The organism is Geodermatophilus sp. URMC 65 (assembly GCF_053502545.1).
In genome coordinates, this window is record NZ_CP199954.1 from 4,012,901 (window position 1) to 4,039,491 (window position 26,591).

At 74.2% G+C, this 26,591-nt stretch carries 26 protein-coding genes; 16 read left to right on the forward strand and 10 right to left on the reverse strand.

Annotated elements, in window-relative coordinates:
* Positions 1 to 24: 24 nt before the first annotated feature.
* Positions 25 to 1,005: a hypothetical protein gene (locus tag ACWIX7_RS19440; protein ID WP_448618050.1), complete on the forward strand. Its 981-nt coding sequence runs from the start codon at positions 25 to 27 to the stop codon at positions 1,003 to 1,005.
* A gap of 118 nt (positions 1,006 to 1,123) precedes the next feature.
* Here the strand turns inward: ACWIX7_RS19440 and lexA are convergent, their stop codons facing one another.
* Positions 1,124 to 1,915 carry a transcriptional repressor LexA gene (gene lexA / locus ACWIX7_RS19445; protein ID WP_448618051.1) on the reverse strand — a complete coding sequence of 264 codons (792 nt, stop codon included), beginning with the start codon at positions 1,913 to 1,915 and terminating at the stop codon, positions 1,124 to 1,126.
* 297 nt (positions 1,916 to 2,212) lie between these two features.
* Between lexA and ACWIX7_RS19450 the strand changes: the two genes are divergently transcribed.
* The 5 genes from ACWIX7_RS19450 (at position 2,213) to ACWIX7_RS19470 (ending at position 8,880) form a co-directional block, all read left to right on the forward strand.
* Positions 2,213 to 2,884 (forward strand): LysM peptidoglycan-binding domain-containing protein, encoded by a 672-nt coding sequence (locus ACWIX7_RS19450; RefSeq protein WP_448618052.1) that lies wholly within the window; start codon positions 2,213 to 2,215, stop codon positions 2,882 to 2,884.
* A gap of 124 nt (positions 2,885 to 3,008) precedes the next feature.
* Positions 3,009 to 3,647, forward strand: coding sequence for a hypothetical protein (locus tag ACWIX7_RS19455; protein WP_448618053.1), 639 nt, complete (start codon positions 3,009 to 3,011; stop codon positions 3,645 to 3,647).
* Between the two features lie 448 nt (positions 3,648 to 4,095).
* Positions 4,096 to 4,644 (forward strand): transcriptional regulator NrdR, encoded by a 549-nt coding sequence (nrdR, locus tag ACWIX7_RS19460; protein ID WP_448618054.1) that lies wholly within the window; start codon positions 4,096 to 4,098, stop codon positions 4,642 to 4,644.
* A 100-nt stretch (positions 4,645 to 4,744) separates the two neighbouring features.
* Positions 4,745 to 7,615 (forward strand): vitamin B12-dependent ribonucleotide reductase, encoded by a 2,871-nt coding sequence (locus tag ACWIX7_RS19465; RefSeq protein ID WP_448618055.1) that lies wholly within the window; start codon positions 4,745 to 4,747, stop codon positions 7,613 to 7,615.
* Between the two features lie 683 nt (positions 7,616 to 8,298).
* A complete protein-coding gene (locus ACWIX7_RS19470) occupies positions 8,299 to 8,880 on the forward strand; it encodes an NADPH-dependent FMN reductase (RefSeq protein WP_448618056.1) in 582 nt (193 codons plus the stop codon).
* Here ACWIX7_RS19470 and ACWIX7_RS19475 read toward each other — a convergent pair.
* From ACWIX7_RS19475 to ACWIX7_RS19495, 5 genes are read right to left on the reverse strand one after another with little or no spacing between them, the layout of a single operon-like run.
* Complete coding sequence (locus ACWIX7_RS19475; RefSeq protein WP_448618057.1) at positions 8,820 to 9,407, reverse strand: carboxymuconolactone decarboxylase family protein; 588 nt, start codon at positions 9,405 to 9,407, stop codon at positions 8,820 to 8,822. The genes ACWIX7_RS19470 and ACWIX7_RS19475 overlap by 61 nt on opposite strands.
* A gap of 59 nt (positions 9,408 to 9,466) precedes the next feature.
* Positions 9,467 to 10,504, reverse strand: a complete 1,038-nt coding sequence (locus tag ACWIX7_RS19480; RefSeq protein WP_448618058.1) for a DapH/DapD/GlmU-related protein — start codon at positions 10,502 to 10,504, stop codon at positions 9,467 to 9,469.
* Entirely contained in the window at positions 10,504 to 11,007 is a 504-nt protein-coding gene (locus tag ACWIX7_RS19485) for a VOC family protein (RefSeq protein WP_448618059.1), read from the reverse strand. Before ACWIX7_RS19485 ends, ACWIX7_RS19480 begins: the two co-directional genes overlap by 1 nt.
* A gap of 34 nt (positions 11,008 to 11,041) precedes the next feature.
* Positions 11,042 to 11,722 (reverse strand): GNAT family N-acetyltransferase, encoded by a 681-nt coding sequence (locus tag ACWIX7_RS19490; protein WP_448618060.1) that lies wholly within the window; start codon positions 11,720 to 11,722, stop codon positions 11,042 to 11,044.
* Positions 11,649 to 12,488 (reverse strand): alpha/beta fold hydrolase, encoded by an 840-nt coding sequence (locus ACWIX7_RS19495; protein ID WP_448618061.1) that lies wholly within the window; start codon positions 12,486 to 12,488, stop codon positions 11,649 to 11,651. The genes ACWIX7_RS19490 and ACWIX7_RS19495 overlap by 74 nt, the downstream gene beginning before the upstream one ends.
* 209 nt (positions 12,489 to 12,697) lie before the next feature.
* Here ACWIX7_RS19495 and ACWIX7_RS19500 point away from each other — a divergent pair, with 209 nt between their 5' ends.
* Positions 12,698 to 13,456 (forward strand): DNA alkylation repair protein, encoded by a 759-nt coding sequence (locus ACWIX7_RS19500; RefSeq protein WP_448618062.1) that lies wholly within the window; start codon positions 12,698 to 12,700, stop codon positions 13,454 to 13,456.
* A 78-nt stretch (positions 13,457 to 13,534) separates the two neighbouring features.
* Here ACWIX7_RS19500 and ACWIX7_RS19505 read toward each other — a convergent pair whose 3' ends face one another.
* Positions 13,535 to 14,035 carry an SRPBCC family protein gene (locus ACWIX7_RS19505; RefSeq protein WP_448618063.1) on the reverse strand — a complete coding sequence of 167 codons (501 nt, stop codon included), beginning with the start codon at positions 14,033 to 14,035 and terminating at the stop codon, positions 13,535 to 13,537.
* A 160-nt stretch (positions 14,036 to 14,195) separates the two neighbouring features.
* Between ACWIX7_RS19505 and ACWIX7_RS19510 the strand changes: the two genes are divergently transcribed.
* The 3 genes from ACWIX7_RS19510 to ACWIX7_RS19520 all read left to right on the forward strand — a co-directional run bounded on the left by ACWIX7_RS19510 (position 14,196) and on the right by ACWIX7_RS19520 (position 17,333).
* Positions 14,196 to 15,407, forward strand: coding sequence for an MFS transporter (locus ACWIX7_RS19510; RefSeq protein ID WP_448618064.1), 1,212 nt, complete (start codon positions 14,196 to 14,198; stop codon positions 15,405 to 15,407).
* 173 nt (positions 15,408 to 15,580) lie between these two features.
* The gene (locus tag ACWIX7_RS19515; protein ID WP_448618065.1) at positions 15,581 to 16,315 is read left to right on the forward strand and encodes a SemiSWEET transporter; all 735 of its coding nucleotides are present in this window, start codon (positions 15,581 to 15,583) and stop codon (positions 16,313 to 16,315) included.
* A gap of 73 nt (positions 16,316 to 16,388) precedes the next feature.
* A complete protein-coding gene (locus tag ACWIX7_RS19520; protein ID WP_448618066.1) occupies positions 16,389 to 17,333 on the forward strand; it encodes a quinone oxidoreductase family protein in 945 nt (314 codons plus the stop codon).
* Positions 17,334 to 17,413: 80 nt separating this feature from the next.
* Here ACWIX7_RS19520 and ACWIX7_RS19525 read toward each other — a convergent pair whose 3' ends face one another.
* Positions 17,414 to 18,103, reverse strand: a complete 690-nt coding sequence (locus ACWIX7_RS19525) for a hypothetical protein (protein WP_448618067.1) — start codon at positions 18,101 to 18,103, stop codon at positions 17,414 to 17,416.
* An 85-nt stretch (positions 18,104 to 18,188) separates the two neighbouring features.
* Complete coding sequence (locus ACWIX7_RS19530) at positions 18,189 to 19,571, reverse strand: phosphatase PAP2 family protein (RefSeq protein WP_448618068.1); 1,383 nt, start codon at positions 19,569 to 19,571, stop codon at positions 18,189 to 18,191.
* A gap of 367 nt (positions 19,572 to 19,938) precedes the next feature.
* Here ACWIX7_RS19530 and ACWIX7_RS19535 point away from each other — a divergent pair, with 367 nt between their 5' ends.
* The 6 genes from ACWIX7_RS19535 (at position 19,939) to ACWIX7_RS19560 (ending at position 25,589) form a co-directional block, all read left to right on the forward strand.
* Entirely contained in the window at positions 19,939 to 20,223 is a 285-nt protein-coding gene (locus ACWIX7_RS19535; RefSeq protein WP_448618069.1) for a hypothetical protein, read from the forward strand.
* 345 nt (positions 20,224 to 20,568) lie between these two features.
* A complete protein-coding gene (locus ACWIX7_RS19540) occupies positions 20,569 to 21,357 on the forward strand; it encodes a DUF4142 domain-containing protein (protein ID WP_448618070.1) in 789 nt (262 codons plus the stop codon).
* 3 nt (positions 21,358 to 21,360) lie between these two features.
* Complete coding sequence (locus ACWIX7_RS19545; protein WP_448618071.1) at positions 21,361 to 22,407, forward strand: hypothetical protein; 1,047 nt, start codon at positions 21,361 to 21,363, stop codon at positions 22,405 to 22,407.
* Between the two features lie 148 nt (positions 22,408 to 22,555).
* The gene (locus ACWIX7_RS19550) at positions 22,556 to 24,259 is read left to right on the forward strand and encodes a hypothetical protein (RefSeq protein ID WP_448618072.1); all 1,704 of its coding nucleotides are present in this window, start codon (positions 22,556 to 22,558) and stop codon (positions 24,257 to 24,259) included.
* Positions 24,260 to 24,408: 149 nt separating this feature from the next.
* Positions 24,409 to 25,029, forward strand: coding sequence for a GDSL-type esterase/lipase family protein (locus ACWIX7_RS19555; protein ID WP_448618073.1), 621 nt, complete (start codon positions 24,409 to 24,411; stop codon positions 25,027 to 25,029).
* A complete protein-coding gene (locus ACWIX7_RS19560; RefSeq protein ID WP_448618074.1) occupies positions 25,026 to 25,589 on the forward strand; it encodes an N-acetyltransferase family protein in 564 nt (187 codons plus the stop codon). The genes ACWIX7_RS19555 and ACWIX7_RS19560 overlap by 4 nt, the downstream gene beginning before the upstream one ends.
* Here ACWIX7_RS19560 and ACWIX7_RS19565 read toward each other — a convergent pair.
* On the reverse strand, positions 25,550 to 26,482 hold the full coding sequence (locus tag ACWIX7_RS19565) for a ketopantoate reductase family protein (RefSeq protein WP_448618075.1): 933 nt from the start codon (positions 26,480 to 26,482) through the stop codon (positions 25,550 to 25,552). The genes ACWIX7_RS19560 and ACWIX7_RS19565 overlap by 40 nt on opposite strands.
* Between the last annotated feature and the right edge of the window lie 109 nt (positions 26,483 to 26,591).

Genomic DNA, 26,591 nt, shown 5'->3' on the forward strand with positions numbered 1-26,591 from the left:
GCGGCCGGGACCGGCCTCGCGCTGATGCTCGGCCTCGGGCCCGCCCTGCCCGCGTCCGCCGCACCGGTCGACCAGCCCGCACCCGCGACGCGCTGCCAGCTCACCGACCCCCGGCTGCCGGAGGTCTCCGGGCTGGTCGAGGTGGGCGACCGGATGCTGGTGCACAACGACGGCGGCGACTCCCTCGACGTCTACGTGCTGGACGGGACCTGCGCGGTGGTCACCGTGCGCTCCGCGGCGGTGGACCCCTTCGACCCCGAGGACATGGCGCCGGCGGTCGACGGGACCGTCTGGCTCGCCGACACCGGCGACAACACCGGCACCCGGACGACGGTCGCGCTGCTGGCCCTGCACGCCGACGGCAGCAGCTCGGTCTACCGGCTGGCGTACCCCGACGGCCCGCGGGACGTCGAGGCGCTGCTGCTCGCCCCCGACGGGACGCCGTACCTGGTGACCAAGGAGGTGCTGGGCGCCAGCGAGGTGTACCGGCCGGTCTCGGCGCTCGTGGAGGACGGCACGGTCGGCCTCACCGAGGTCGGCCGGGTGGAGTTCGTGCTCACCGGGACGCCGGGCGGCCCGGTCGGCCGCGCCGGTCAGCTGATGGTCACCGGCGGTGCGGTCTCGCCCGACGAGCGCTGGATCGCGCTGCGCACCTACACCGACGCCTACGTCTGGCCGCTGACCGGCTCGGACGTGGCCGGTGCGTTGGCGGGGGAGCCCCGCCGGGTCGCCCTGCCCGAGGCGCCCCAGGGCGAGGCGATCAGCTTCACCGGGGACTCCGCGGCGCTCGTCGTCGCCGGGGAGGGGCTGGTCAGCGACGTCACCGTGGTGCCGTTGCCGGCCGAGGCGGCACCCTCGTCGTCAGCGGCGGCCGCGGACGGCATGGTCTCCGGCCTGCTGTCCGGCGACGACGGACCGCCCCCGGTCGCGGCGGCGGTCGCTGCCGCCGTCGTGGCCGGCGTGCTCGTCTGGCTCGGGGGCAAGCTGGTGCGCCGGCGCGACTGAGGTCTCGGCCCTCGTTCCACATTACGGTGCTCCGGCCGGGGCCTGCGTACGGCGCGGCCGACAGGCCGGCGGTGCACCCGGCCGCCGGCGCGGCCGTGACCGCGCCGGCGGGACCGGCTCAGACCCGGCGGAGCACCGTGACGACGCGGCCGAGCACGGTGGCGTCGTCCCCCGGGATGGGCTCGTACGCGGGGTTGTGCGGCAGCAGCCACACGTGCCCGTCGCGCCGCTTGTAGGTCTTCACCGTCGCCTCGCCGTCGATCATGGCGGCGACGATCTCGCCGTTCTCCGCGGTCGGCTGCTGGCGCACGACGACCCAGTCGCCGTCGCAGATGGCCGCCTCGACCATCGAGTCACCGGTGACCTTGAGCATGAACAGCGTGCCCTCGCCGACCAGCTCGCGGGGGAGCGGGAAGACGTCCTCGACCGCCTGCTCGGCCAGCACGGGGCCACCGGCGGCGATCCGGCCGACGAGCGGGACGTAGGTGGGGGCAGGGGTCTCCTCGGCGCCGGCGGGGGCCACCACCGCGGGCGCGGGCGCGCCGGGGGTGTCGCCGGGGAGGCGGACGTCGAGCGCGCGCGGGCGGTTGGGGTCGCGGCGCAGCCAGCCCTTCTTCTGCAGCACGCTGAGCTGGTGGGCCACCGAGGAGGCCGAGGACAGCCCCACCGCCTCGCCGATCTCGCGCACCGAGGGCGGGTAGCCGCGCCGCTCGATCGAGTCGCGGATCACCTCGAGGACCCGCCGCTGCCGCTGGGTGAGCCCGTCGCCGCTCTCGCCCCGGTCGGGGAAGGTGCGCACCGACGCCGTCCCGGCGCCCTCCGGTGCGGCGGTCCGGCTCCCGGACGCGCGCCGCGACGAGCCGCCTCCGCCCCGGACACCGCCGCCCGACGTCCCGCTCGTGCCCGCCACGTCTCCTCCTCGCCGGCCGTGTCGCCACGGCCCTGTCGTCCTGCGCCCGCCCGGGAGCCGGACCGGGCCGGCTCCACTGCGTGGGGCCGCCGCCGGCCCCGACCCGCCGGCGCCCTCGCGGCGACGGCGGACGGGTGCTGCTCCGGACGGTAGCGCCTCGGAGCCGGGACTTCAAACGTGTGTTCGAAGCCGACGTGCGGTGTCGGGTCGACCTCGTCGGCGGGATGCGGTAGACATCGCACAGGCGTTCGATCGAACGTGCGTTCGAGCGAGCGGGGCGTCGGAGGAGGAGTGGTCATGACGAGCGTGCGGCAGGCTGTGCTGGAGTTCGACGCGACGGTCCAGGTCCCGTGGCGTCCGTTGCTCGGGTCGGTGGACGACGGGCGTGCGGCCGAGTCCGGGCGCCCCGCCCGGACGGCGGCTGCGTCCGGGCACGCCCCGCGGACGCCTGCTGCGTCGGGTCCGACCGGGACCGGTCCCCGTGTCGCCGGCCACCTGCGGCCGGTGCCCGACCGCCCGGTGGGCCCGGAGCCGCGCACCGCGGACCCGGCTCCCTCGGCCCGGGGCGCCGGCCGGGCCCCCGGTCGCCGGGAGCCGGCGTCCTCGGCTGGCCGGCCGACCGCGTCGCGCGCGGTGCCGTCCCGAGCGGTGCGCGGGGGGTGCGCCACCCCGGAGGGGGCTGCCGTCCCACGGCTGCGCCTGACCTGCAGAGGGCGCCGGCTGGTGCTCGCCCTGGCCTTCGTCGGCGCCGTCGCGCTCGGCTCGCTCGTCGGGGGTGCGGGCGACGGTGGACTGCAGCTGGCCGGCGAGCGGAGCGTGGTGGTGGAGCCCGGCGACACGGTGTGGTCGATCGCCGGGGAGGCGGCCGGTGCCGACCAGGACGTGCGCACGGTGGTCGACGCCATCGAGGAGCTCAACGGCCTCGAGGGTTCGGCCCTCGTCCCCGGCCAGGTCCTCGAGCTGCCCTGAGTCGCGCGGTCGCCCGCGGCAGGGGGGCGGTCGAGGAGCGACAAGAGGTGGCGGCCAGGTTCGTCAACCCGTCGTGCCGAGTCGCTGGCACTCTGTGGCTGACAGCCCGTTTACGGTCAGCTCCGTGTCAGCGATCTCAGACAACCGGGCCGCCGTCTTCACGCAGCAGTCGCAGCGCTGCGAGGTGTTCGTCGAGGGCGCTTGGTGGCCGGGTTCGCTGCTGGGGTGGCGGCACGACGGTCAGGGCGCGTGCCAGGTGTGGGTGCGGGTGACCGTGGCCGGCGCCGACCGGGAGACCTGGATCGACCTGCCCGAGGTGCGCCTGCCGGAGAGCCGGCCGGTGCTGGTGCCGGACAGCGGGCTCGACCCCTTCTCGGGTCTCGGCGAGGAGCTGCTGCCCGGCGCCGCGGCCGCCCCGCTGCTGTCGCTGAGCGAGGCCGCCGCCCGTGAGCAGCGGGTGGCGGGCGTCCTCCCCGTGTCGGCTCCGGCCACCGGTCGCCGTCGCCGCCGCCACGGCGGCGACGTGACCGCCGAGCAGCCCGCCGTCCCCGCGGGCGCGGCCGCCGGCCGGCACCGGGTCGGACGTCACCGGGCGGCGGACGCTGCGGAGCAGCCGGAGGAGGCGTCGGGCCCGGAGCTGGGTGACGCCACGGTGCTCATGCCCCGCGCGATCGAGGCCGACTGCCTGACCCGCCCCCTGCGGCTCGGCGACCGCGCCCCCCGTCCCCGCCTCGGGCGGCCCGGCGAGGCCCTCCACGCCTGAGACGGGACTCCCCTCACACCCCGCACGAGGCGTCCGGATCGGCGTCCCCGCGCCCGGCGCGCGACGCCCCTGCGCCGACCGGCCCGGTCGTCCTGTCGCGCCCGACCGGCGCGTCCCGCGTCCGCTGCGGCAGGTTCCCCGGCGTGTTCCCGGGGCGCGTGTGACGAGTGTGCGCGGGTGGTCACGAAGTCATCTCGGCGGACGACGCGCCTGGCGTTCGGCTTGCAGATCTAGTGGAGCCGGACCTAGGGTTCCCCTACATCTAGTAGTTGCACCGATGTAAGTCCGTCCACAGGCCGTCCTCAGGCACTCCCCACGACGTCCACCGGATGTCCCCAGGGAGGTCCACAGCCGGTCTCCCGGGCCCGTCGCTCCGGCCGCTCCCGCGGTCGCCGCGACGCCCGGGCGGACCCGCGCCGGAGCGCGTCGCGAGGGGAGGGGATCGGCCGTGCGCTGTCCCTTCTGCCACAACCCCGACAGCCGCGTCATCGACTCGCGCGAGGCCGACGAGGGGGCGACCACCCGTCGCCGCCGCTCGTGTCCCGCGTGCGGTCGGCGGTTCACCACGGTGGAGGAGGCCGTCCTCGCCGTCGTCAAGCGCAGCGGCGTGAGCGAGCCGTTCAACCGCAGCAAGGTGGTGGCCGGCGTCCGCCGGGCCTGCCAGGGACGGCCGGTCGACGAGGACCAGCTGCAGCAGCTCGCCCAGCAGGTCGAGGACGCCATCCGGGCCACCGGTGCGGCGGAGGTCCCCAGCCACGAGGTGGGGCTGGCCATCCTCCGACCGCTGCGAGAGCTGGACGAGGTCGCGTATCTGCGCTTCGCAAGCGTCTACCGCGCCTTCACCTCGCTCGAGGACTTCGAGAAGGAGATCACCGAGCTGCGGGCCCGGCACATCGCCGCCGGCACCCCGCCGCTGCCTGGCATGCAGGACCCGCCGGCGCGCCGGCGGGGTGGGGGGCGCGGTCAGGCCGCCCCTGACGGCGGACCCGGTCGATGACGACCACCGCCGTCTGAGCAGAACTGTCAGCAGCACCCGCTAGTAAGAGGGCGGCTCTCTTCCCCAGCCGCCGAAACGCCCACAACACAGGGAGAGCTCCGTGACCGAGACCGAGGATCGCTTGTCGGGCCGTACGCGTCGCGCCGCCAAGGCGCCGACCAGGGGGAAGGGCCTGAAGGTCAAGCGTGTCTTCACCACCGCCGGGGTGCACCCGTACGACGAGGTGACCTGGGAGCGTCGTGACGTCGTCATGACCAACTGGCGGGACGGCTCGATCAACTTCGAGCAGCGCGGCGTGGAGTTCCCCGCCGAGTGGAGCATCAACGCCACCAACATCGTCACCACGAAGTACTTCCGCGGCGCCGTCGGCACCCCGCAGCGCGAGACCAGCCTGCGCCAGCTCATCGACCGCGTGGTGCTGACCTACGGCCAGGCCGGCCGTGAGCACGGCTACTTCGCCAGCGAGGGCGACGCCGAGATCTTCGAGCACGAGCTGACCTGGATGCTGCTGCACCAGTACTTCAGCTTCAACAGCCCCGTGTGGTTCAACGTCGGCACGAGCGCGCCCCAGCAGGTCAGCGCCTGCTTCATCCTCGCCGTCGACGACACGATGGACTCGATCCTCAACTGGTACCGGGAGGAGGGGCTGATCTTCAAGGGCGGCTCGGGCGCCGGCCTGAACCTCTCCCGCATCCGCTCCTCCAAGGAGCTGCTCTCCTCGGGCGGCACCGCCTCGGGTCCGGTCAGCTTCATGCGTGGCGCCGATGCCTCCGCCGGCACCATCAAGTCCGGTGGGGCCACCCGCCGCGCGGCCAAGATGGTCGTCCTCGACATCGACCACCCCGACATCGAGGAGTTCATCGAGACCAAGGCGCGCGAGGAGGACAAGATCCGCGCGCTGCGCGACGCCGGGTACGACATGGACCTCGGCGGCAGGGACATCACCAGCGTCCAGTACCAGAACGCCAACAACTCCGTCCGGGTCTCCGACGAGTTCATGCGCGCGGTCGAGGACGGCACGGACTTCGGGCTGCGCGCCCGCCTCGACGGCTCGCTGATCGAGACCGTCGACGCCAAGGAGCTGTTCCGCAAGGTCACCCAGGCCGCCTGGGAGTGCGCCGACCCGGGCATCCAGTACGACGACACGATCAACGACTGGCACACCAACCCCGAGACCGGGCGGATCAACGCGTCCAACCCCTGCTCGGAGTACATGAGCCTGGACAACAGCTCGTGCAACCTGGCGTCGCTGAACCTCATGAAGTTCCTCAAGGACGACGGCACGTTCGACACCCGGAACTTCGTGAAGGCCGTCGAGCTGGTCATCACCGCGATGGACATCTCGATCTGCTTCGCCGACTTCCCGACCGAGCCGATCGGTGAGACCACCCGCGCCTACCGGCAGCTGGGCATCGGCTACGCCAACCTCGGCGCGCTGCTCATGGCCACCGGCCACGCGTACGACTCGCGCGGTGGCCAGACCCTGGCCGCGGCGATCACCTCGCTGATGACCGGCACCGCCTACCGGCGCTCGGCGGAGCTGGCCGGCATCGTCGGCGCCTACGAGGGCTTCGCCCGCAACGCCGACGCCCACGCCCGGGTCATGCGCAAGCACGCCGCGGCCAACGACGCCATCCGCCCGGTCGGCGCCGACGACGCCGACGTGCTCAAGGCCGCGACCGGCGAGTGGCAGGCGTGCCTGGAGATCGGCACCGACTTCGGCTGGCGCAACGCGCAGGCCTCGGTGCTGGCCCCCACCGGCACGATCGGCTTCATGATGGACTGCGACACGACCGGCATCGAGCCGGACTTCTCGCTGGTCAAGTACAAGAAGCTGGTCGGCGGCGGCTCCATGCAGATCGTCAACCAGACGGTCCCGCGGGCGCTGCGCAGCCTGGGCTACCAGGATGAGCAGATCGAGGCGATCGTCGAGTACATCGCCGAGCACGGGCACGTCGTCGACGCCCCGAGCCTGCGCCCGGAGCACTACGAGGTCTTCGACTGCGCGATGGGCGAGCGGGCCATCTCCCCGATGGGCCACGTCCGGATGATGGCCGCCGTGCAGCCGTTCATCTCCGGCGCCATCAGCAAGACGGTCAACATGCCGGAGACGGCGACCGTCGAGGACGTCGAGAACATCTACTTCCAGGGCTGGAAGCTCGGCCTCAAGGCACTGGCGATCTACCGCGACAACTGCAAGGTCGGCCAGCCGCTGTCCGATGCCCACTCCTCCAAGAAGGGGGCCAAGAAGGCCGACACCAAGGTCGAGGCCGCGCCGGTTGCCGCGACGTCGCAGCCGGTGCGCCGCCGGCTGCCGAAGAAGCGGCAGAGCATGACGACGTCGTTCAGCGTCGCCGGCGCCGAGGGCTACATGACCGCCGGGATGTACGAGGACGGCAGCCTCGGCGAGGTGTTCCTCAAGCTCGGCAAGCAGGGGTCGACCCTCGCCGGCGTCATGGACGCCTTCTCGATTTCGCTGTCGATCGCGCTGCAGCACGGTGTGCCGCTGGAGACCTACATCCAGAAGTTCACCAACATGCGGTTCGAGCCGGCCGGCATGACCGACGACCCGGACATCCGGATCGCCCAGTCGGTGATGGACTACATCTTCCGTCGCCTGGCGCTGGACCACCTGCCGGTGGAGAAGCGGGCCAACCTCGGCATCTTCAGCGCCGAGGAGCGCGCCGCCCAGGTCTCCGGCTACGGCGTCTCCGCGTCGACCCCCGCGGTGGCCGAGGAGGAGGAGGTCGACCTCGAGGCGCTGCGCGGCTCGGCGCCGACCGAGGGGCCGGCCAAGCCCGAGGTGAAGTCCGAGCCGGTCAAGGAGGCCCACTCCTCGGCCGAGCTGCTCGAGCTGGTCACCGGCACCGCCACCGACGCGCCGCTGTGCATGACCTGCGGCACGAAGATGCGCCCCGCCGGCAGCTGCTACGTCTGCGAGGGCTGTGGCTCCACCAGCGGCTGCAGCTGATGTGAACGGTCAGGGGAGGTCCCGCTGAGTCGGGCAGCGATGTCCTGAGTTCGGACAGCGATGTCCCGGGCTCGGCCAGCGGGACGTTTCCTCGGCTCGTCGGGGTCCGTCCACCGGCCCGGTTCCTCATTGAGGGCCGGGCCGGTGGCGTCTCCAGGTGCGCCCTACCGGGGAAGTGCACTCGACGTGAGCGAGCCAGGCGGCCGCCGAGGCGCAGCCGCTGTGCCCCGGGCGTGCCCGCTTCGCCCCCACGGGGAGATCGTGCAGGCCCGGGAGGACTGGGTGGCCGGACGGCGGGTTCGGCCGGGTCGCGCGTTGCAGCGCCGACCCGCTGCCGGCGCCGGCGCTGCCGACGGTGCGGCTCAAGGCCCGGGATCGTCACGGGCGCACCGTCGGCTGACGTGTGCAGGTGGAGGCGGGACCAGGGCCGGCCCGCCCCCCGGCATGTGCTCGGAGGAGGGACACCGAGGTCGGGTAGTGCATCCCCGCTCTGCGGGCAGGAGTGGGAGGCGGCGTCACCTCGGCTGGGCGCTGGTGAGGTCACCCCGGGGACCTGGCAACGCAGCCGGGTGAACCTCAGCGATCCGCGCTCCAGGGCGAGGACGATCAGCAGCGTCCACTCGTGGGCGAGGACGTCGAGCGCCGGACGCGTGGGCGATCCCACCGCGCTGAGGGAGCAAGCAATGAGTGAATCGCAGCGGACCTACCAGGTCGGCTACTTCGTGGGGAGCCTGTCCTCCACCTCGATCAACCGGATCCTGTCCCGGGCGTTGATCCGGCTGGCTCCGCCTGATCTCCAGTTCACCGAGATCCCGATCGGCAACCTGCCGCTGTACAGCCCCGACCACGACACGGACTACCCGCCCGAGGCCAGGGCGCTCAAGGAGGCGATCGCCCGGTCCGACGCCGTGCTCTTCGTGACCCCGGAGTACAACCGTTCCATCCCCGGCGCCCTGAAGAACGCCATCGACTGGGCCTCCCGGCCGTGGGGGCAGAACTCCTTCCACCACATCCCGGCCGGCGTGATCGGGGCGTCGATCGGCGCGATCGGGACGGCGCTCGCCCAGCAGTCCCTGCGGGGAGTCCTCAGCTTCTGCAACGCCCGCCAGCTGACCGCACCCGAGGCCTACATCACGTACTCCCCGGAGCGATTCCGTGATGACGGGGAGGTCATCGACGAGTCGACGGCGAACTTCCTGAAGGACTACATGGCCGAGTTCCGGGACCACGTCATGCGGGTCCTGACCGTCCTGCCGCGGCCCTGACCGGAGCGACCGGGTCCTCCCCCTCGGCAGGGAAGTCGTGTCCGTCCCGCCGTCAGCAACCTCGCGGGCGCACCGGATGCCCGCTGATGACGGAGATCCGGTTGAAGGCGATCATCGTGATGGTGATCCAGCTGATCGCCGAGAACTGGTCGTCGGTCAGCTGCTCGCGCGCGCGGGCGCGCTCGCGCTCCCGTGTGGTGATCCGGCAGCATCGTGATGCCCTCGGCGAGGGCCAGGGCCGCTTGCTCCGTCGGTGAGAACAGGTCGACGTCGCGCCACGCCGGGCGGACGGCGAGGCGTTGCGGCGTCTCGCCGTTGTCCACGGCGCGGCGCACGTGCAGGTCGAGGCAGAAGCCGCAGCCGTTCAGCGGGGAGATGCGGATGTCGACCAGCTCGACGAGCAGCTGGTCCCAGCCCGCCGCCTCCGCCGTGCCGGTGACCGCGGGCGCCACGGCCGACATCGACCGGTGGACATCCGGGCTCTGCTCGTCGATGAACAGCCGGTCGTACTCGGCCGTGAAGGTCATGTGAGCTCCACAGGGTGGTTCCGGCCGGCTCTGCCGACCGGGGACGGCGGGCCGAGTCGTCAGCGGTCGATGCGGCGGATGACGTGGACGGCGTCGGAGGGCAGCGCCCACCCGGGGCGGCCCGGGGCTTCGGTGAGGCTGTCGACCGCTCGCGCGGGGAACCCGTCGAGGACGCTGCGCGGCGGGTGGGTGTCGCGCTGCTTGACGCAGGCGCCGGCGCGGACCACGGACTCCTCGCCCACCCGGCTCCAGTCGCAGACGATCGCGGCGGGCTCGACGACGCTGCCGCGGCCGATGCGGCAACCGTGGATCATGGCGCCGGGCCCGATGACGACGTCGTCCTCGATGACGAGCTCGTTGTCGGGGAGCAGGTGGAGGACGGCGTTCTCCAGGATCTGGACGCGCGAGCCGATGCGGACCGGGCCGTGCGAGTCGCCGATGATCTTCACGCCGGCGCCGATGAGGGTGTCGTCACCGACCACGACGTCGCCGGTGATCTCTGCGCTGTCGAACAGCGCCGTGCCCGCTCCGAGGACGGGTTCCCTGTCGCGGTAGGCGTAGAGGGTGCCCATGTGTGCTCCTGCCTGCAGGGCGGCGGTCCGCCGGTGGCCGGGGTGGTCGGTGAGATCGGTCTGGTGCTCACGGAGCACCGCCAGGCGTTCGCGGTCGGCGTCGGTGGCGCTGCGGATGGCGTGTGGCGGGCGACCGACCAGCACCGTGGACGGCGGGATGACTGCCCCGGCCGGGACGAGCGTGCCCTCGCCGAGGATGCACCCGTCGCCGATCCGGGCGCCGGGCATGAGGATCGCGCCGTTGCCGATCTCGCAGAGGTCTCCGACCGCCGCGCCGATGACCTGCGCCCGGTGGCCGAAGACGGTGCGCTGCCCGATCCGCACGGGGTGCTCGCGGGTCCCCACGACGACACCGTTCTCCAGGACCGCGGAGTGGTTGCCGATGGAGACCGACTCGTCGTGCGAGCGCACCACGGTGCCCTGGGAGACGATCGCGCCGGCGCCGACGTGCACGATGCCCAGCAGGGTCGCCGACCTCGCGATCTCCGGCTGGGGCTGGGCGGGGAGCAGCCGGTTGAGGCTCATCAGAGCACCTGGTGGCCGTACATCTCGCCGAGCGGGTCGGCGATGAGCTCGATGCGGGCGCCGTCGGGGTCGCGGAAGTAGACCGAGACGCCGCTGTGCACCTCGTGTGCCACGCCGGCGTCGGTGAGCCGCTGCACCAGCTCGGACCAGCGCTCGGGGGCGACGCTGATGGCCATGTGGTGCAGCCCGCCGAGCACCTCGGCGTAGGGGCCGACGTCCAGGCCGGGGAAGTCGAAGAAGGCGATGAGGTTGCCGTTGCCGATGTCGAAGAAGAAGTGCGAGGAGCCGGGGTAGTCGCGGTTCTCGATGAGCTCGGTCAGCGGGAAGCCCAGCACGTCCTGGTAGAAGCGCACGGTGCGCTCGACGTCGCTGCTGATCAGCGCGGTGTGGTGCAGGCCGCGGGCGGTGGAGGCGGGGCGCTCGCCTGCGGGCGCGAGGTGGGCGTCGCGGATGCGGGCGCGTTCGGCATCGAGGGCGGCGGGGTCGGGGGTGGTGGTGGTCATCGCGGGTGGTCCTCTCGGAGCGGGTTCGGGCCCGTCAGGGGCGGTCGGGCTGGTCGGATGCGGGAGCGAGTGCGAACCCGGCTCGGCGGTCGGCGGGGACGAGGTCGAGGTAGGCCGGGTGGCGCTGGATGTAGCCGCGGATGAACGGGCAGTACGGCAGCACCGGGGACCCCGCTTCGCGGCTGGCGTCCAGTGCGCCCCGGGCGAGCAGGGAGCCGAGCCCTCGGCCCTCGAAAGCCGGGTCTATGACGGTGTGGGTGAAGGCCATCGAGGACTTCGTCCGCCGGTACTCGGCGAACCCGGCGACCTCGCCGTCCACGAGCACCTCGAAGCGGCTGGCCTCGGGGTTGTCGACGACCGTCGGGTCCTTCTCGGTCACGGCGTCTTCCTTCCTCTGGTGAGGGGGATGGTCCAGGCGGCGACGGTCGCGTGCATCTCCCACACGAGGACCTCGGCGGTGCCCAGCTCCCCGGTGACGGGCTCTCGGAGGAGCAGGTCGCCATGCTCGAGTCCTCCGGCACCCGGGTCCTGTCCCCGGCTTGGATCCGGCGGAGGGGACGACGCCCGTCGACGGTCGGGGGAAGGGCGCAGCGGCGGATGACCCGTGCGCCAGGATCCGCCGCGGAGCGGCAGGACCGGTGTCAAGGACCGGTCCTGCCCAGGAACTCGCGGATGGCAGCGTTGAACCGCTCGGGCGCCTCGACCGCACTGACATGACCGACGTCTTCCAGGACGACCAGCTGAGAGCCGGGGATGGCCGCGTGCAGGGCCTCGGACACGGGGAGCGGTGCGCGCACGTCCTGATCGCCGCACAGGACCAACGTCGGCACGGCTACCAGGCCGAGCACCGGGCGCAGGTCCGCCTCGGCGGAGGCCAGGGCCATCGTGCGGAACCCGAGGGGGTGGAACTCCCGCACCGTCGCCGCGAACGCGGCCACTCGCTCTGGGGCGGCGGAGCTCGAGAACATGCTGGGGAGCATCGACTCGACGAAGTCGTCCGGCGGCAGATCCGCCACATCGAGGCTGAACCGCAAGCGATCGGCGACCGCCTCGGGGGACAGCGATCCGGCCCAACCGGCGTAGGCGTCCGCCAGGATGAGCGTCCGGGGTACGGCTGGGTGCCGCCGGTAGAGCTCGAGCGCCACCGCTCCTCCGAACGAGAGCCCGGCAACGTGGGGGCGCCCAAGCCCCAGTGCGGCCACGAACCCGGCGAGGCAATCGGCGAACTCCGGCATGCGGAACCACCCCGGTGGATCGGTGGACCGTCCGGTGCCCGGCCCGTCCCACCCCACCACGGTGAAGTCGTCGGACAGCGCCTCGAGCTGGCGGCCCCAGGTGCCGCGCGCGTCGCCCACGAACCCGTGCACCAGGACCAGCGGCGGCCCGTGCCCCGCGCGTTCGTAGCTGATGCGGAGCCCGGCCACCTCGACCTCAGCCACGGCGGACCTCCATCCCGGAGCTTGCCATGTCGAGGGAGTCATCCTCCCCCGGGCGTGGCCCGGCGAGCGGCCGGGTGGGGCTCGTCCCGACTGCGGCCGAGGCGTGGACCGACGGGGGTCTGCTCGGGCGTACGAGGAAGGGAGTGTCCCGCTGACTCGGACAGCGATGTCCCGAGTTCGGACCGCGGGTGCTGCCCTACCCTCAGCTGCAGGACGGAGGCGCCGCGCTGCGCCGGCACCCGGGAGGCGCCGTGACCGACAGCCCGCGCGCACGCACCCGGCCCGACACCGGATCCGCCGCGGCGATCCGCGCCGAGCTGGCCGAGCTGGCCGATCCGGAGCGGGCCGCGGAGATGGCCCGCTACTTCCAGGCGCGGCCGGGCGGCTACGGGGAGGGCGACCGGTTCCTGGGGATCGCGGTGCCGCCGCAGCGGAGGATCGCCCGGCGGCACGCGGCGGCGGCGACGCCGGCCGACGTCGAGGAGCTGCTGCGGAGCCCGTGGCACGAGGAGCGGCTCACCGCGCTGTTCGTCCTCGTCCACCGCTTCGAGCGCGCGGACGACGGCGAGCGCGACCGGATCGTGGAGCTCTACCTCGCCCGGCGGAACCGGGTGGACAACTGGGACCTGGTGGACGCCTCGGCGCCGTACCTGCTCGGCCCCTGGCTGCTCGTCCGCGACCGGGCCGACGACGGGGCCCTGCTCGACGAGCTGGGCGCGTCGGCGTCGGTGTGGGACCGCCGCATCGCGGTGATGGCCACGTTCGCCGGCGTCCGGGCGGGCCGTCCCGAGGCGACCCTGCGGCTGGCCGACCAGCTCCTCACCGACCCCGCAGACCTGGTGCAGAAGGCCGTGGGGTGGATGCTGCGCGAGGTCGCGAACCGGGACCGCGTCCGGGCGGAGACCTTCCTCGCCCCACGCTACCGACGGATGCCGCGCACGATGCTCCGGTACGCGATCGAACGGCTGCCCGCGGACCGGCGCCGTGACTACCTCGCCGGGCGGGTCTGATCGCCCGACACGGGGTTCCGCGAGCCGGTCCGCGTTCCGTCGGTCGACGGTGACCGGCGGCAGCGGGAACGGGCGGCATCACCGCTCCTCGACCGCGGCCGCCAGCTTCTCCAGGCACTGCTCCTGACCCTGCCGCGACATCTCCAGCACCGGGCCGGGCTGGTAGCCGGACTCCTCGACCACCAGCAGCGTCCCGGTGTCGCCGCGGGGAGCCAGGGTCACCACGTGCGGCACGACCTCGGGTACGGCGGGCGGTAGGCCGACGTCGGACAGCGACACCGCGCTGCCGTCCTCGTCGCAGAACCGGGAGTCGAACTCGATCCGCGCGTACGGCCGGATCAGCCGGTACGTCCAGAGGTTGTGCACGTCCGTGCCGTCGGGCGCGCGCATCGTCACCACGCTGGCCTCCCCCTCGGCGAACCGCAGATCGGCGCGCGGGCAGGTGAACCCGGTCGGGCCCCACCAGGCGCGCACGAGCTCCGGTTCACGCCACGCCCGCCACACGGCCTCCGGCGGCGCCGCGACGACCCTGCTGACCTGGAAGGCCCCGCCGGGGGCAGCTGGGTGGGTCGCCGTCATCTCGCACCTCCTCGTCGTCCTCCCCGTTCTGACCCGGCCGGTGTCCGGGACTCATCGCGCCACACGTCCGGGAGCGCCGAGCATCGCGGCCACGATCGCGCGATGCGCGGCTGCCGGGCCCTCGACGGGCGTCGGCGACCCCCGTGCGAGCATCCAGGACGTGCTGGGGCGGGGGCGGGGGGAGCTGCCCCGTGAGGTCGGCATCCTCGCCGTCGTCGCCTTCGTCGTCGCGCTCGGCTTCGGCATCGTCGCACCGGCCATCCCGCTGTTCGCCCGGGCCTTCGGCGTCGGGACGACGGCCGTCGGGCTCGCCGTCAGCGCCTTCGCGTTCTTCCGCTTCGTGTCCGCCTTCGGCGGCGGCTCCCTGGTCGAGCGGTTCGGCGAGCGCACGGTCCTCTCGGCCGGCCTCGTCATCGTCGCGGTCACCACCGGGCTGGCCGGCCTGGCGACGTCCTTCCCGCTGTTCCTCGTCCTCCGTGCGGCCGGCGGCGTGGGCAGCGCCATGTTCACCGTCGCCGCCCTGTCGCTGCTGCTGCGGGTCGCCCCGCCCTCGCACCGCGGACGCGCCGCGGCCACGTGGCAGGGCGGGTTCATCCTCGGCGGGATCGCCGGTCCGGCGGCCGGCGGGCTGCTCGCCGAGCTCTCCCCGCGCCTGCCCTTCTTCCTCTACGCCGGCTTCCTGCTCCTCGCCGGCTCGGTCGCGATGGTGCTGCTGCGCCCGTCGGTGACCCCGCAGCGCTCGGCGGCACCTGCGGTGACCGGACCCGATCTCGCCGCCGACCCGGTCGGCCTCCGGACGGCCCTGCGCTCGCGCGTCTACCTCACCGCGCTGGTGGCCAACCTCGGCGTGGGCTGGGTGCTCTTCGGCGTCCGCAACTCGCTGGTGCCGCTGTACGTCACCGAGGAGCTGGGCCGCACCGTCGCATGGGCCGGCGCCGGACTGCTCGCGGGGTCGGTGGCGCAGGCCCTCGGCCTGCTGCGGTCGGGTCGCCTGGCCGACACGTGGGGACGGCGTCCCGCGCTCGTCCTCGGCGCCGCGCTGGCCACGGTCTCGACGGCGGCCCTGGTCCTGCCGCCGGTCCTGTGGGTGTTCCTGCTGTCCATGGCCCTCTTCGGGCTGGCCGCCTCGTTCCTCGCCAGCGTGCCGGCGGCACTGGTCGCCGACGTCAGCCCGGCCCGCGGCGGTCGGGTGGTGGCGGTGTTCCAGATGTCGGCCGACCTCGGCGCCATCGCGGGTCCGCTGGTGGCCGGCTGGCTCACCGACGTCGCCTCCTACCAGGTGGCCTTCGCCGTGACCACGGCCGTGCTGGCCGCCGGGCTCGGCGCCGCGCTCACCCTCCCGCGGACAGCGGGCGCAGCCGTCCGGGGGTAGGCCGCCGGACGGGTCCGCCGCGCGGTGCCCGGAGCATCGCGTGAGCCCCGCCACGGCGATGAGCGAGGTCACAGGACGATCACGCCGGATCGCCTCCCGTCACGGGTCCGGGCCGCCGATGACCCCTCTGGCCAATCCTGCTGCGCGCTCACCGATGAGCGCCCGGGGCCGGCGTGTGGCTGGACAGCCCGCCGGTGGCCGCGCCCATCGCCGTCCACCGAACGGATCCCCGCTCCACCATGATCGCCGCCCTCGGCTCCACCGCGGCCGCCCTCAGCATCACCGTCGTCTGGCCCCAGGTTTGGCTCTCCTGCCGGCAGGGCCGCACGCTCGGTCTCTCCCCGACCGGCAGCTGGCTCGCCGTCGGTCTCAACCTCTGCTGGCTGACCTTCGGTCTCCTCGTCGGTGACGGACCGCAGATCGCCACCCACGCCGTCGTCGGCGCCGGCAACACCGCCGTCCTCGTCGCCCTGCTCCGCGCCCAGCCGCAGCTGCGCACGGGACAGCAGCTCCGGCGCACCGCTGCGGGAGCCGCCGGCCTGGCCGCGCTCGCCGCGGGCAGCGTCGTCGCCGTCGTCCTCGGTGCCGCGACGGCCGCGGTCGCGGCCGGGCTCAGCGCGGTCGTCACCCTGGTCGGGATCGTCGCCGCGCTGCCCCAGCTGGCGAGCATCCTGTCCGACCGGACCCAGGACCTGTCCGGGATGTCCCCGGCGCGCTGGTACCTCGGCGCCGGCTCGTGCGCCTCGTGGACGGCCTACGGCTGGCTGCTCGGTCAGCCGACGGTGTGGCTGTCGGCCGGCTTCGGGCTGGTCTGCGCGGTCGCGACCTGTGCCGTCCTGTGGACCCGTGGGACGGCTCCCCGCGCCGTCCCGCGGCCGGCGTCCCGAGCGGTGCTGGCCGCGGCCTGACCTCCCGGCTGCGCCCGGCGCGGTCCCGTCGTCCGTGGTAGGCACCGGGCACGGCCGACGACGGGAGGACGACGTGCAGGCAGTGCTCATGGAGCGGACCGGTGGCCCCGAGGTGCTGACCGTCCGCGAGGTGCCCGAGCCCGAGCCCGGTGAGGGCCAGGTGCTGGTCGACGTGGCCGCCGTGGGCGTCAACTTCCGCGACGTGTACGAGCGCGAGGGGCGTCCGCCCTACGGCGGCGACCTGCCCAGGGTCGTCGGCGCGGAGGGGGCGGGCACCGTCGTCGGCACCGGGGAGCGGGTCGCCTGGCTCGACGTCGCCGGCAGCTACGCCGCCCGGGTCGCCGCACCGCGGGAGAAGCTGGTCCCGGTGCCCGACGACGTCCCCCTCGACGTGGCCGCCGCCGTGATGCTGCAGGGCTGCACCGCCCAGTACCTGGCCGCCGACTCGTACCCCGTCGCCGAGGGTGACTGGGTGGTCGTGCACAGCGCCGCCGGGGGAGTCGGGCTGCTGCTCACCCAGCTGGCGCGCGAGCGCGGTGGCCACGTGCTGGCCACCGTCTCCACCGAGGCGAAGGCCGAGCTCGCGCGGGCAGCCGGCGCCGACGAGGTGGTGGTCGGCTACGACGGCTTCCCCGAGCGGGTCCGCGAGCTCTCCGGCGGCGAGGGTGCGGCGGCCGTGTACGACGGTGTCGGGCGGACGACGTTCCCCGCGGGGCTGACCGCGCTGCGACCGACCGGGCGGATGATCGTGTACGGCGCCGCCAGCGGGCAGCCCGAGCCGCTGCCGGTGCAGCAGCTGGCGTCGCACGGCTCGCTGTACGTCCAGCGGCCGACGCTGGGCACCTACACCCGCACCCCGGAGATGCTGCGCGAGCGGGCCGGTGCGGTGCTGGGGATGGTCGCCGCCGGCCGGCTCGACGTCCGCATCGGGAGCCGGTACCCGCTGGCCGAGGCCCGGCGGGCGCACGAGGACCTCGAGGGACGCCGGACCACCGGCAAGCTGCTGCTGACGGTGTGACCCCCCGGGTCCGGCCGACGGCGACGGTCGGGAGCCGGTGTGCCGCCGGGCCCGGGGAGCGGCCCGGCGGCACGGCCGGGTCAGGAGCGCTGGCGGTCCGAGGAGCGGTACTTGCCGAGCAGCGACTCGGAGTGCTCGCCGGCCTCGTCGTCGAACACCATCGGCCCGATGCGACTGCCGACGGCCACGGCCGCGTCCCGGCCGGTGAAGTCGTACCGGTAGGTCCACGTCCCGTACTCGTCGACCGACGTGCCGCTCCGCCGCTCGCTGAAGGTGTCGCCGATCGCGGTCCACGTGATGTCCACCGCCGGGCTACCCGTCGTGTCCCCGTGCCCGCTGCCGACCGCGAGCGTGCCGGTCAGCCGCGCCGTCGTGAGCTTCTTGTCGACCGTGAACGTCACCTGACCGCCCTCGACGAAGCGGGTGGCGAGCAGCTCGCAGGGACCGTCCTCGGGCGCCGGCTCGCCGTGCCCGCCGGCGGGCAGGTAGGGCGTCGTCCCGTCGTCGCACTGGACGTCGAAGACGGTGCCGAACACCCGGGCCCGGCCGTTGCCGAGGTCCTCGACGTAGAGGTCGCCGAAGTGGGCGTTGCCCGGCGCGTTGGCGGCCTCCGGCAGCTCGCCGATCTCCAGCCAGGTGGTGGTCACCTGGATGCCCGAGGACTTGGAGAAGAACAGGTCGCCGGCCAGCGCCGGCGAGGGGACGGCGACGGCCAGCGCGGCCGCCGCGGCGGTGACCGTCGTCAGGCGGCGCAGGGGGGAGGCGGACATGGGACCTTCTTCCGTTGAGGCACGGCGGGACCGTGCGGGGACGGTGGAACACCCGGAGGGCGCCCCCGGGTGGGGACGACGGGACTCAGCGGCGGGTACGGACGCGCTGCAGGACCAGGGCGCCGACCTGCTCGCCCTGGGCGAGGCCCGCCTCGATCGCGTGCGGGAAGTGGATGCCGCCGTAGAGCCGGGACTGCGCCGCCTCGCGGGCGGCGTCGTGGAACGAGGCGAAAGTGCGTGGCGCGTGGCCGCGGACGTCGTGCGAGCGGTCGGTGAAGGAGAAGGTGCCCAGCCGGTCGGTGAGCACCGCGGCGGCCGCCGGTGACGCGACGCTGTGCCCCGAGGTGTGCTCCGGGAACTGCGGGCTGTTGACCAGGCTCGACCAGCCCGCGTCGATGTACCGGTTCACGTAGGTGACCGGGCGGAGCAGGTCGTACCGGTACTTCCAGGTCCAGCAGTTGAGGAACGCCTCGTGCAGGGCGATCCCGGTGACGGCGAGGGTGTCGAGCGCGACGCCGAGCCGTGCCCCCCGCAGGGCGAGCGCCTGGCAGGCGATGAGCATCCAGTGGCCGGACGGCAGGCCGGTCGGCGTGCCGGGCGGTGGGGTGAACGACCCGGGGTTGTCGGTCCAGAAGCGGGCGATCGCCCGGTGCTCGGCGGTGTTCGCGACCGACTGGCGGTGGACGACCATCGCCTGCTCGTGGAAGTCCGACCCCGGCTCGGTCGAGAAGGGCAGCGGCGGTTCCGGCTCGACCTCGTCGGCGCTCGTGAGCACCATCGGCCGGACCTCGGCCCAGTGGGGCTCGATGGCCGGTCGGAAGTTGGGCGGCGTCGACACCCAGTGCCAGGGTTCGGAGGCGGGCGCGGTGTGCGGGCGGCCCACGGTCCCGGCGTGTCCGTCGCTGGCGATCCAGCCGGCCAGGTGCCCCGCCACGGACCTGCCGTGCGCCACGGAGGCGTCCAGGGCCCGCTGGGTGACCCCCGCGGCGCGGCGCCGGCCCAGCACCGCGGCCTCGGCCGTGTCCAGCAGTGTCCGCGTGCCGACGCCGGCGAAGGGCAGCACCTGCCGCAGCACCTGCCGCAGCACGGCAGCCGCCGACGCCACCGCCGCGGCCGGCCAGTCGATGAGCGCGGCGAGGGGCTGCGGTGCAGGTGCCGTCAGGTCGCGCAGCTGACCGCCCAGGGACCGGTGCCCCGGCATCCCCCGGACGGCGGCCTCGTACATGGCGATCGCCGTGTGGGCGTAGGTGCGGGCGGCAGCCGGGGGGCTGAGGTTCTCCTTCAGCACGAGGTCGTAGGTGGTCTGCAGCCAGGACAGCGCCTCGTCGGCGGCGTGCCCCGCGGCGGTCACGCCGCCCGGCCCCGTACCACCTGCCGTCGCCGCCGATGCCGTCCGCGGCAGCACGGCGGCCGCTCCCGTGCCCAGTGCGGCGACGAGCACCTCGCGTCGGGTGATGAGGCTGCGCATGCCGATCCTCCGGCCGGCGGCGACCAGCGCTCCCGGTCGATCCGGACGGGCGCCTCCGTGGCCGGAGAGCGTGGCGGACGCCACCACTTCCCGGTCGGCCGCCGAGCCCATGCGTGACCGATACGTTATGCACTCAACACGGACGGTGAGGGGAGTTCGGCGCCTCGGCTGCCCCGGGAGAGCGCGAGTCGGCTCGCTGCCCCCGTCCGTCGACGGGGTGGGCAGCACGTGTCCTTCACGGGGGCTCGACCCACCCAGGACGGGCAGGCCCGCTCGCCCCCGGCCGGGGCGCGCGCCCACGCCTCCGTGCCGAGCCCGCCCGGAGGTGCGGCGGGGCGCGACGGGACCGAGGTGGTGCACTGTCGGGGTGGGCACCGGTGACCTCGACGTCCTGCTGGCCCGGCTCGCACCCGGGGTGGCCGACCTGGTGCACGCGGCGGACACGCTGGTCCGCGAGGTGGACCCGGACGTCGTCCGGGTCGTCTGGCCGCACCAGGGGACGGTCGGCTACGGCGTCGGCCCGGCCAAGAACAGCGAGCACTACGCCTACCTGGCGACCCTCGCCCGGCACCTGAACCTGGGCTTCAACCACGGGGCCGACCTGGAGCACGGCGGCCTGCTGGACGGCACCGGGAGGCCTTCCGCAAGCTGACCGTGCGCCGGGCCGAGGGACCTCCGCGACCCGCGCCTGGTGCCGCTGCTGCGCACCGCCCGCGAGGAGCGCCGGTCCGCTCTCGGCCGCACCTGACCCCGCGTGGGAAAGCTCACCCCGAGCGGCCTGGAGGACGGTGCTCGGCCGCGGGCCGGGCGGTGGGCGGAGGCGGTACGGCACCCGCTCCCACCTGCACCGGACCGCGGCTACCACGGCTCGCCGCCGGGGGCCAGCAGGCCGGGTCCTGCGACGGACCGGTCCGCTCCACCCTACCTTCCATAACGCTGCGCAGTTGCCTAACCTCGGGCGGTCACTGTCGTTCCGGATCCGAGGACGCCGCTCCCCATGCACCACCGCCCCTCCGGGCTCCTGTTCCGCCGCAGCGTCCGCTGGGTCCTCGCCCTCGTCGTCCTCGGGGTCGTCGCCGTGCTCGCCGTCCCCGGGCGGGCGGCCGCGGACACCGACATCGGGTCGCCGGTGCGGCAGGAGGACGGGACCACCGGTCCGCTCGACCCGGCCGACCGCGACGTGCTGCACAAGGTCAAGCAGGCCGGGCTGTGGGAGATGCCCGTCGGCAGCTCGATGAGCGAGCGGGCCGAGGACCCGCGGGTGCGCGAGGCCGGCCGGCTGATCGCCGCCGAGCACGCCGAGCTCGACGCGCTCGTGGAGACCGCCGCGGCGGAGGTCGGGGTCGCGCTGCCGGTCGAGCCGACCGCGCAGCAGCAGGACTGGATCGCCGAGATCGCGGCGCAGCCCCGGACCACCTTCGACCAGCGGGCGGTCTTCCTGGTGCGGCAGGCGCACGGCGCGGTGCTGCCCGTCCTCGCGCAGGTCCGCGCGGCGACCGAGAACACGGTGGTGCGGGAGTTCACCGCCGAGGCGATGAGCTTCGTCCAGCGGCACATCGAGTACCTCGAGTCGACCGGTCTCGTGGACTACGCCGCGCTGCCCGACCCGGCCGCTCTGGGCTCCGACGACTGGCGCTCGCACACGATGACGTTCGTCGTCCAGGCCGCGCTCGCCGCCCTCCTCACCGCCCTGTTCCTCGTCGCCGGCCGTGCCGTGGCCGACCGGGCGAGGCGCCGGGCCCCGACCCCGCGGGCGCCGGTCCGCGGGCACCACGCAAGGAGCTGACCCATGGACAGGACCACCAGGCGCCGCACGCTGACCCTCGTCGCCGGGATCGGGCTGGCCGGCCTCCTCGCCGGCACCGGCGCGGCCTCCGCGCAGGGCGGGCCGACCGCGACCGCGCCGGCCGCGACGGCGTCCGACGCAGGCAGCGCGGCCGCGACGGGGACCGGGGCCGCGACCGCCGGCCAGGCCGGTCAGGCCGGTCAGGCCGGTCAGGCCGGTCAGGCCGGTCAGGCCGGTGAGGCGACCGCGGACGTGTGCGCGCAGTCCGACCTGCCCGCGCACACCGGGTTCCAGGTCGGCCCGGCCTGCGTCTCGACGCCGTTCGGCGAGCTGGGCGCGCCCGAGGACAACCCGCAGCTGCTCATCACCGAGGCGCCGGAGGAGGTGGCGGTCGGGCAGGCCTTCACCCTCGAGGTGTCGACCCGCAACCTCGTCCGCGACCGCTTCCTCGCGGCCGCGGAGGGCGGCTACTACGTCGAGCCCTCGACGCTGACCGAGGGCGGCCTGGTCCGCGGGCACGTCCACACGGCCTGCCGCGTGCTCGGCGACACCGACACCGCGCCGCGGCCGGAGCGCCAGGCGGTCTTCGTCGCGACCGAGGACGGCGGGGGCGGCGCCCGCCCGGACACCGTCACGGTCCGCATCCCGGGCCTGCCCACGGCCGGTGAGGCGCAGTGCGCGACCTGGGCCGGCGACGGCTCGCACCGGATGCCGATGATGGTCTTCGCCAACCAGGTGCCCGCCTTCGACGCCGTCCGCATCAGCGTGCGCGGGGCCGGTGCGGCTGCCGCCGAGCCGGCCGAGGCGTCCGAGCAGGCCCCGGCCGCCGAGGCCGGGACGCCGGTCACCGGGACCGAGGAGCCGGCCACCGGCAGCGACGAGGGCACCGGCGCCGATCAGGACACGGCTACCGACCAGGCCACGGGCACCGAGGAGACGACCGAGGCCACCGGGACGGCTGCGCCGCAGCCCACGGACGTCGAGGACGCCACCGCCGACGCGACCGGCACGCGGTCCCGGGACGACACGGCCACCGGCTCCGACGACTGACCGGCCGCGGACCTCCGCTCCGGCGCGTGACCGCCACCGGCCGCGCGGCCCGGTCGGCAGAACGCAACGGTCCCGGAACGCCCGGGCAACAGTCGTCCTCCAGCGTCTGCGGGGACCGGGATCACCGACGCAGACCGGGGGACGGCCCATGGCCCATTGCGAGCTCGACACCGCGGCGACGGCACGCGTCGCCGCACCGACGGACACGGCGACACGGGAGACGCTCGAGGACTACACGCTGCGCTTCGCCCCGCGCAGCTACCGGAGGTGGTCGACCGGGGTGGTGGCGACCTCCGCCCTCGGCGGCATCGCCTACCTCGCCGACTTCGCGATCGGCGCGAACATCGGCATCAGCTACGGGACGACGAACGCGCTCTGGGGCATCGCGGTCTTCGCCGTCGTCATCATCCTCACCGGGATCCCGGTGGCCTACTACGCCGCCCGCTACAACCTCGACCTCGACCTCATCACCCGGGGCAGCGGCTTCGGCTACTACGGCTCGGTCGTCACCAACGTCGTCTTCGCGACGTTCACCTTCATCTTCTTCGCCCTCGAGGGCGCGATCATGGCGCAGGGCCTGGAACTCGGGCTCGGCATCCCGCTGTGGCTGGGGTATGCGCTCTCGACGGTGATCATCTTCCCGCTCGTCATCTACGGGATGAAGGCCCTGTCCACCCTGCAGGTCTGGACCACCCCGCTGTGGCTGGTCCTCATGGTGATCCCGTTCGGGTACCTGCTGGTCGCCCACCCCGAGTCGATCGACGCCTTCCTCGCCTACCGCGGGGAGGACGGCCAGTCGCCGAACGTGGGCTCGGCGTTGCTGGCCGCCGGCGTCTGCCTGTCGCTCATCGCGCAGATCGCCGAGCAGATCGACTACCTGCGGTTCATGCCGCCGAAGACGCCGCAGAACGCCCGCCGCTGGTGGACGGCGGTGCTGCTGGCCGGCCCGGGCTGGGTGCTGTTCGGCGCGGCCAAGCAGGTGATCGGGCTGTTCCTCGCCGTCTGGGTCATCGCCACCGTCGCCGACGGCGCGGCGGTGGCCAACCAGCCGGTGCACCAGTTCCTGGAGATCTACCGGGACCTGATGCCCGGGTGGCTGGCGATCACCCTCGCCGTCGTCCTCGTGGTGATCAGCCAGGTGAAGATCAACGTGACCAACGCCTACTCCGGCTCGCTGGCCTGGACCAACAGCTTCACGCGGGTCACCGGGCGCTATCCGGGACGGCTGGTGTTCCTCGCCGTCAACCTGGCGATCGCGCTGGTGCTGATGGAGGCGGACATGTTCGACTTCCTCAACACGATCCTCGGCTTCTACGCCAACTGCGGCATCGCCTGGGTGGTCGTCGTCGCCACCGACATCGCGGTCAACAAGTACCTGCTCGGCATCTCGCCCAAGGCGCCGGAGTTCCGCCGCGGCATGCTCTACGCGGTCAACCCGGTCGGCTTCGTCTCGATGCTGGTCGCGGCCGGCGTCTCGATCGTGTGCTTCTTCGGCGGCCTCGGCGAGACGCTGCGGCCGTACTCCCCGCTGGTCGCCATCGGCCTGGCGTTCCTGCTGCCGCCGGTGCTGGCGGTCGCCACCCGCGGGCGGTACTACCTGCGGCGCACGGACGACGGCATCGACCTCCCCATGTACGACGAGCACGGCAACCCGTCGGAGGAGTCGCTGACCTGCCACGTCTGCCGCCAGGACTACGAGCGACCGGACATGACCGCCTGCGCCACCCACGGCGCGCACGTCTGCTCGCTCTGCCTGTCCACCGACCGGGTCGGCGACCACGTGCTGCCGGCCCAGGTGCCCCACGCCCCGGATGAGAGCGCCCGTACCCGGTCGCTCGATCCGACGACGTAGGGCCTCACCGATCATCGGTGGTCATGCACGCCGGTGCATGAATAGGCTCCCGTGGTGCCTGCGCCCACCGCCTCCGTCGTCGCTGCCTCCACCGTGACGCCGCGACGCCGCAGCGGCCGCGCGGGAGGGCGCCGTCCTCCGGTGGCGTGATGGACGTGCGGGTGTGCTTCCTGGGCGACTCGTTCACCGCCGGGGTCGGCGACCCGACCGGCGCGGGCTGGGTCGGCCCGGTCACGGCGGTCGCCCGACGGGCCGGCTGGGAGCTGACCGCCTACGGCCTCGGCGTCCGACGCGACACCACGGTCGACGTCGCCCGGCGCTTCCTCGCCGAGGCGCCGTGGCGGCTGCGGGACGGGGACCGGTACGGCGTGGTCGTCGCCGTCGGCCTCAACGACGTCATCCTGGCGGACGGACGCCGGCGGGTGCCGCGGGAGCGGTCGCTGGCCGCGCTGGCCGAGGTCCTCGACGGCGCGGCCGCGCGGGGGTGGGCGGCGCTGGTCGTCGGCCCACCGCCGGTGTCGGAGGCAGACGAGAACGCGAGAGCCGCCGACCTCTCCGCCGGCATGGCGGCGCAGTGCGCCGCGCGGGCGGTGCCGTTCGTCGACACGACCGGCCTGGCGGACGACGCGGTGTGGGTCGCCGAGGTCGCGGCCGGCGACGCGTACCACCCGTCCACCCGCGGCTACGCCCACCTGGTCGTGCTCGTCGAGCCGGTGCTCCTGCGCTGGCTGGCCGCGCACGTCGCACCGTCGTCCCCGGAGGTGCCGTGACCGAGGAGTTCCCGCCGGGCCTGACCGCCCGCCACCCCGTGCCCGACGACCACGGCCGGGTCGTCGCGGCGCTCGACTCGTGGTGGGGCGGTCTCGGCGGCCCGGACGGCGCCCGGCAGCGGGCGCTGCTGCTGTCGCGGCTGTTCTTCGAGCACTTCTCCGACAGCAGCTGGGTGGTCGAGGACGCCGCCGGGGACCTGCGCGCCTTCCTCGTCGGGTTCCTGTCCTCGGCGCAGCCGGACGTCGGCTACGTGCACTTCGTCGGGGTCGACCCGGCGCTGCACCGCCAGGGTGTCGCCGGTGCGCTGTACCGCCGCTTCGCCGGGCACGTCGCGGGGCGGGGCGCCCGCCGGTTGTCCTGCCTCACCAGCCCTGGCAACACCACCTCGGTGCGGTTCCACCGCGGCCTCGGCTTCGAGGTCGTGCCCGGCGACGACGTCGTGGACGGCGTCCCGGTGCACCGCGACCACGACGGCCCCGGCCTGCACCGCGTGCTGTTCACGCTGACCCTGGAGGACGGTCAGCTGCCCGGGTGGCGCTCCCGCAGCTGGTCCACGTAGCGGGCGGTGACCGGGACGGCGATCCCGTGCCGGGTCGCGGCCCGCACCACCGCCCCGCCGATCGCGTCGAGCTCGAGTGGGCGGCCGGCCGCGGCGTCGCGCTGCATCGACGAGCGCATGCCCGCGGGGACGCCGTCGAAGAAGCCGACGACCTGCTCCTCGTCTGCGGGCGCACCCTCGGCGCGGGCGACGGCGGCGACCTCGCCGACGATGGCCACCAGGTCCTCCCGCCGGGACTCGCGGACCTCGCCGGCGGTCGCCTGTGCGGCGGTGGTGAGCAGCGCGAGCGGAGCGAGGAAGTTCAGCTTGCTCCACAGCGCGGTCGGCTCGTCGTCCCCGACCCTCGTCGTCACGCCGACCTGCTGCAGTGCGTCGGCCAGCCGCCGCACCCGCTGTTCGAGCCCGGGGACGGTGACGAGGTCGACCGTGGCGAACGGGCTGCCGTGCCGGATCACCCCCGGTGCCGTGCGGGTGCTCTCGACGCGGATCGTCGCCGGGACGACACCGGCCTGCGGGTAGCGCCGGCGCAGGTGGTCGACGTGCTCGACGCCGTTGAGCAGCGGCACGACCAGCGCGTCGCCGAGGACGTCGGCCGGCACCCGCTCGAGGGCGTCGTCCAGCTGCGTGGCCTTGACGGTCACGAGGAGGACGTCGACCGGCGCGGTCAACCGCTCGGCGGCGTCCACCGGGGTGGTGGAGTCGCCGAAGTGCGCGCTCTCCACCCGGATGCCGGCCGTCCGCAGCTGCTCCGTCGTTGCCGCGCCCGCCAGGCAGGTCACCACCGCCCCGCCGCGGGCGAGCAGTGCCGCCAGCAGGCCGCCGACCCCGCCGGGGCCGAGCACGGCGACGCGCAGTCCGGTCAGGGCGTTCTCTCCATCGGTCACGGCGGACATGCAAGCAGAGACCGGCCGGGCGGGTGCGCAAGCGAATCACGGGCCCGTGGTCGAGTGGGGCTGCACCCCTCGAGCATCGCCGAGCGGCTCTCGCCTCTGACCTGCACTT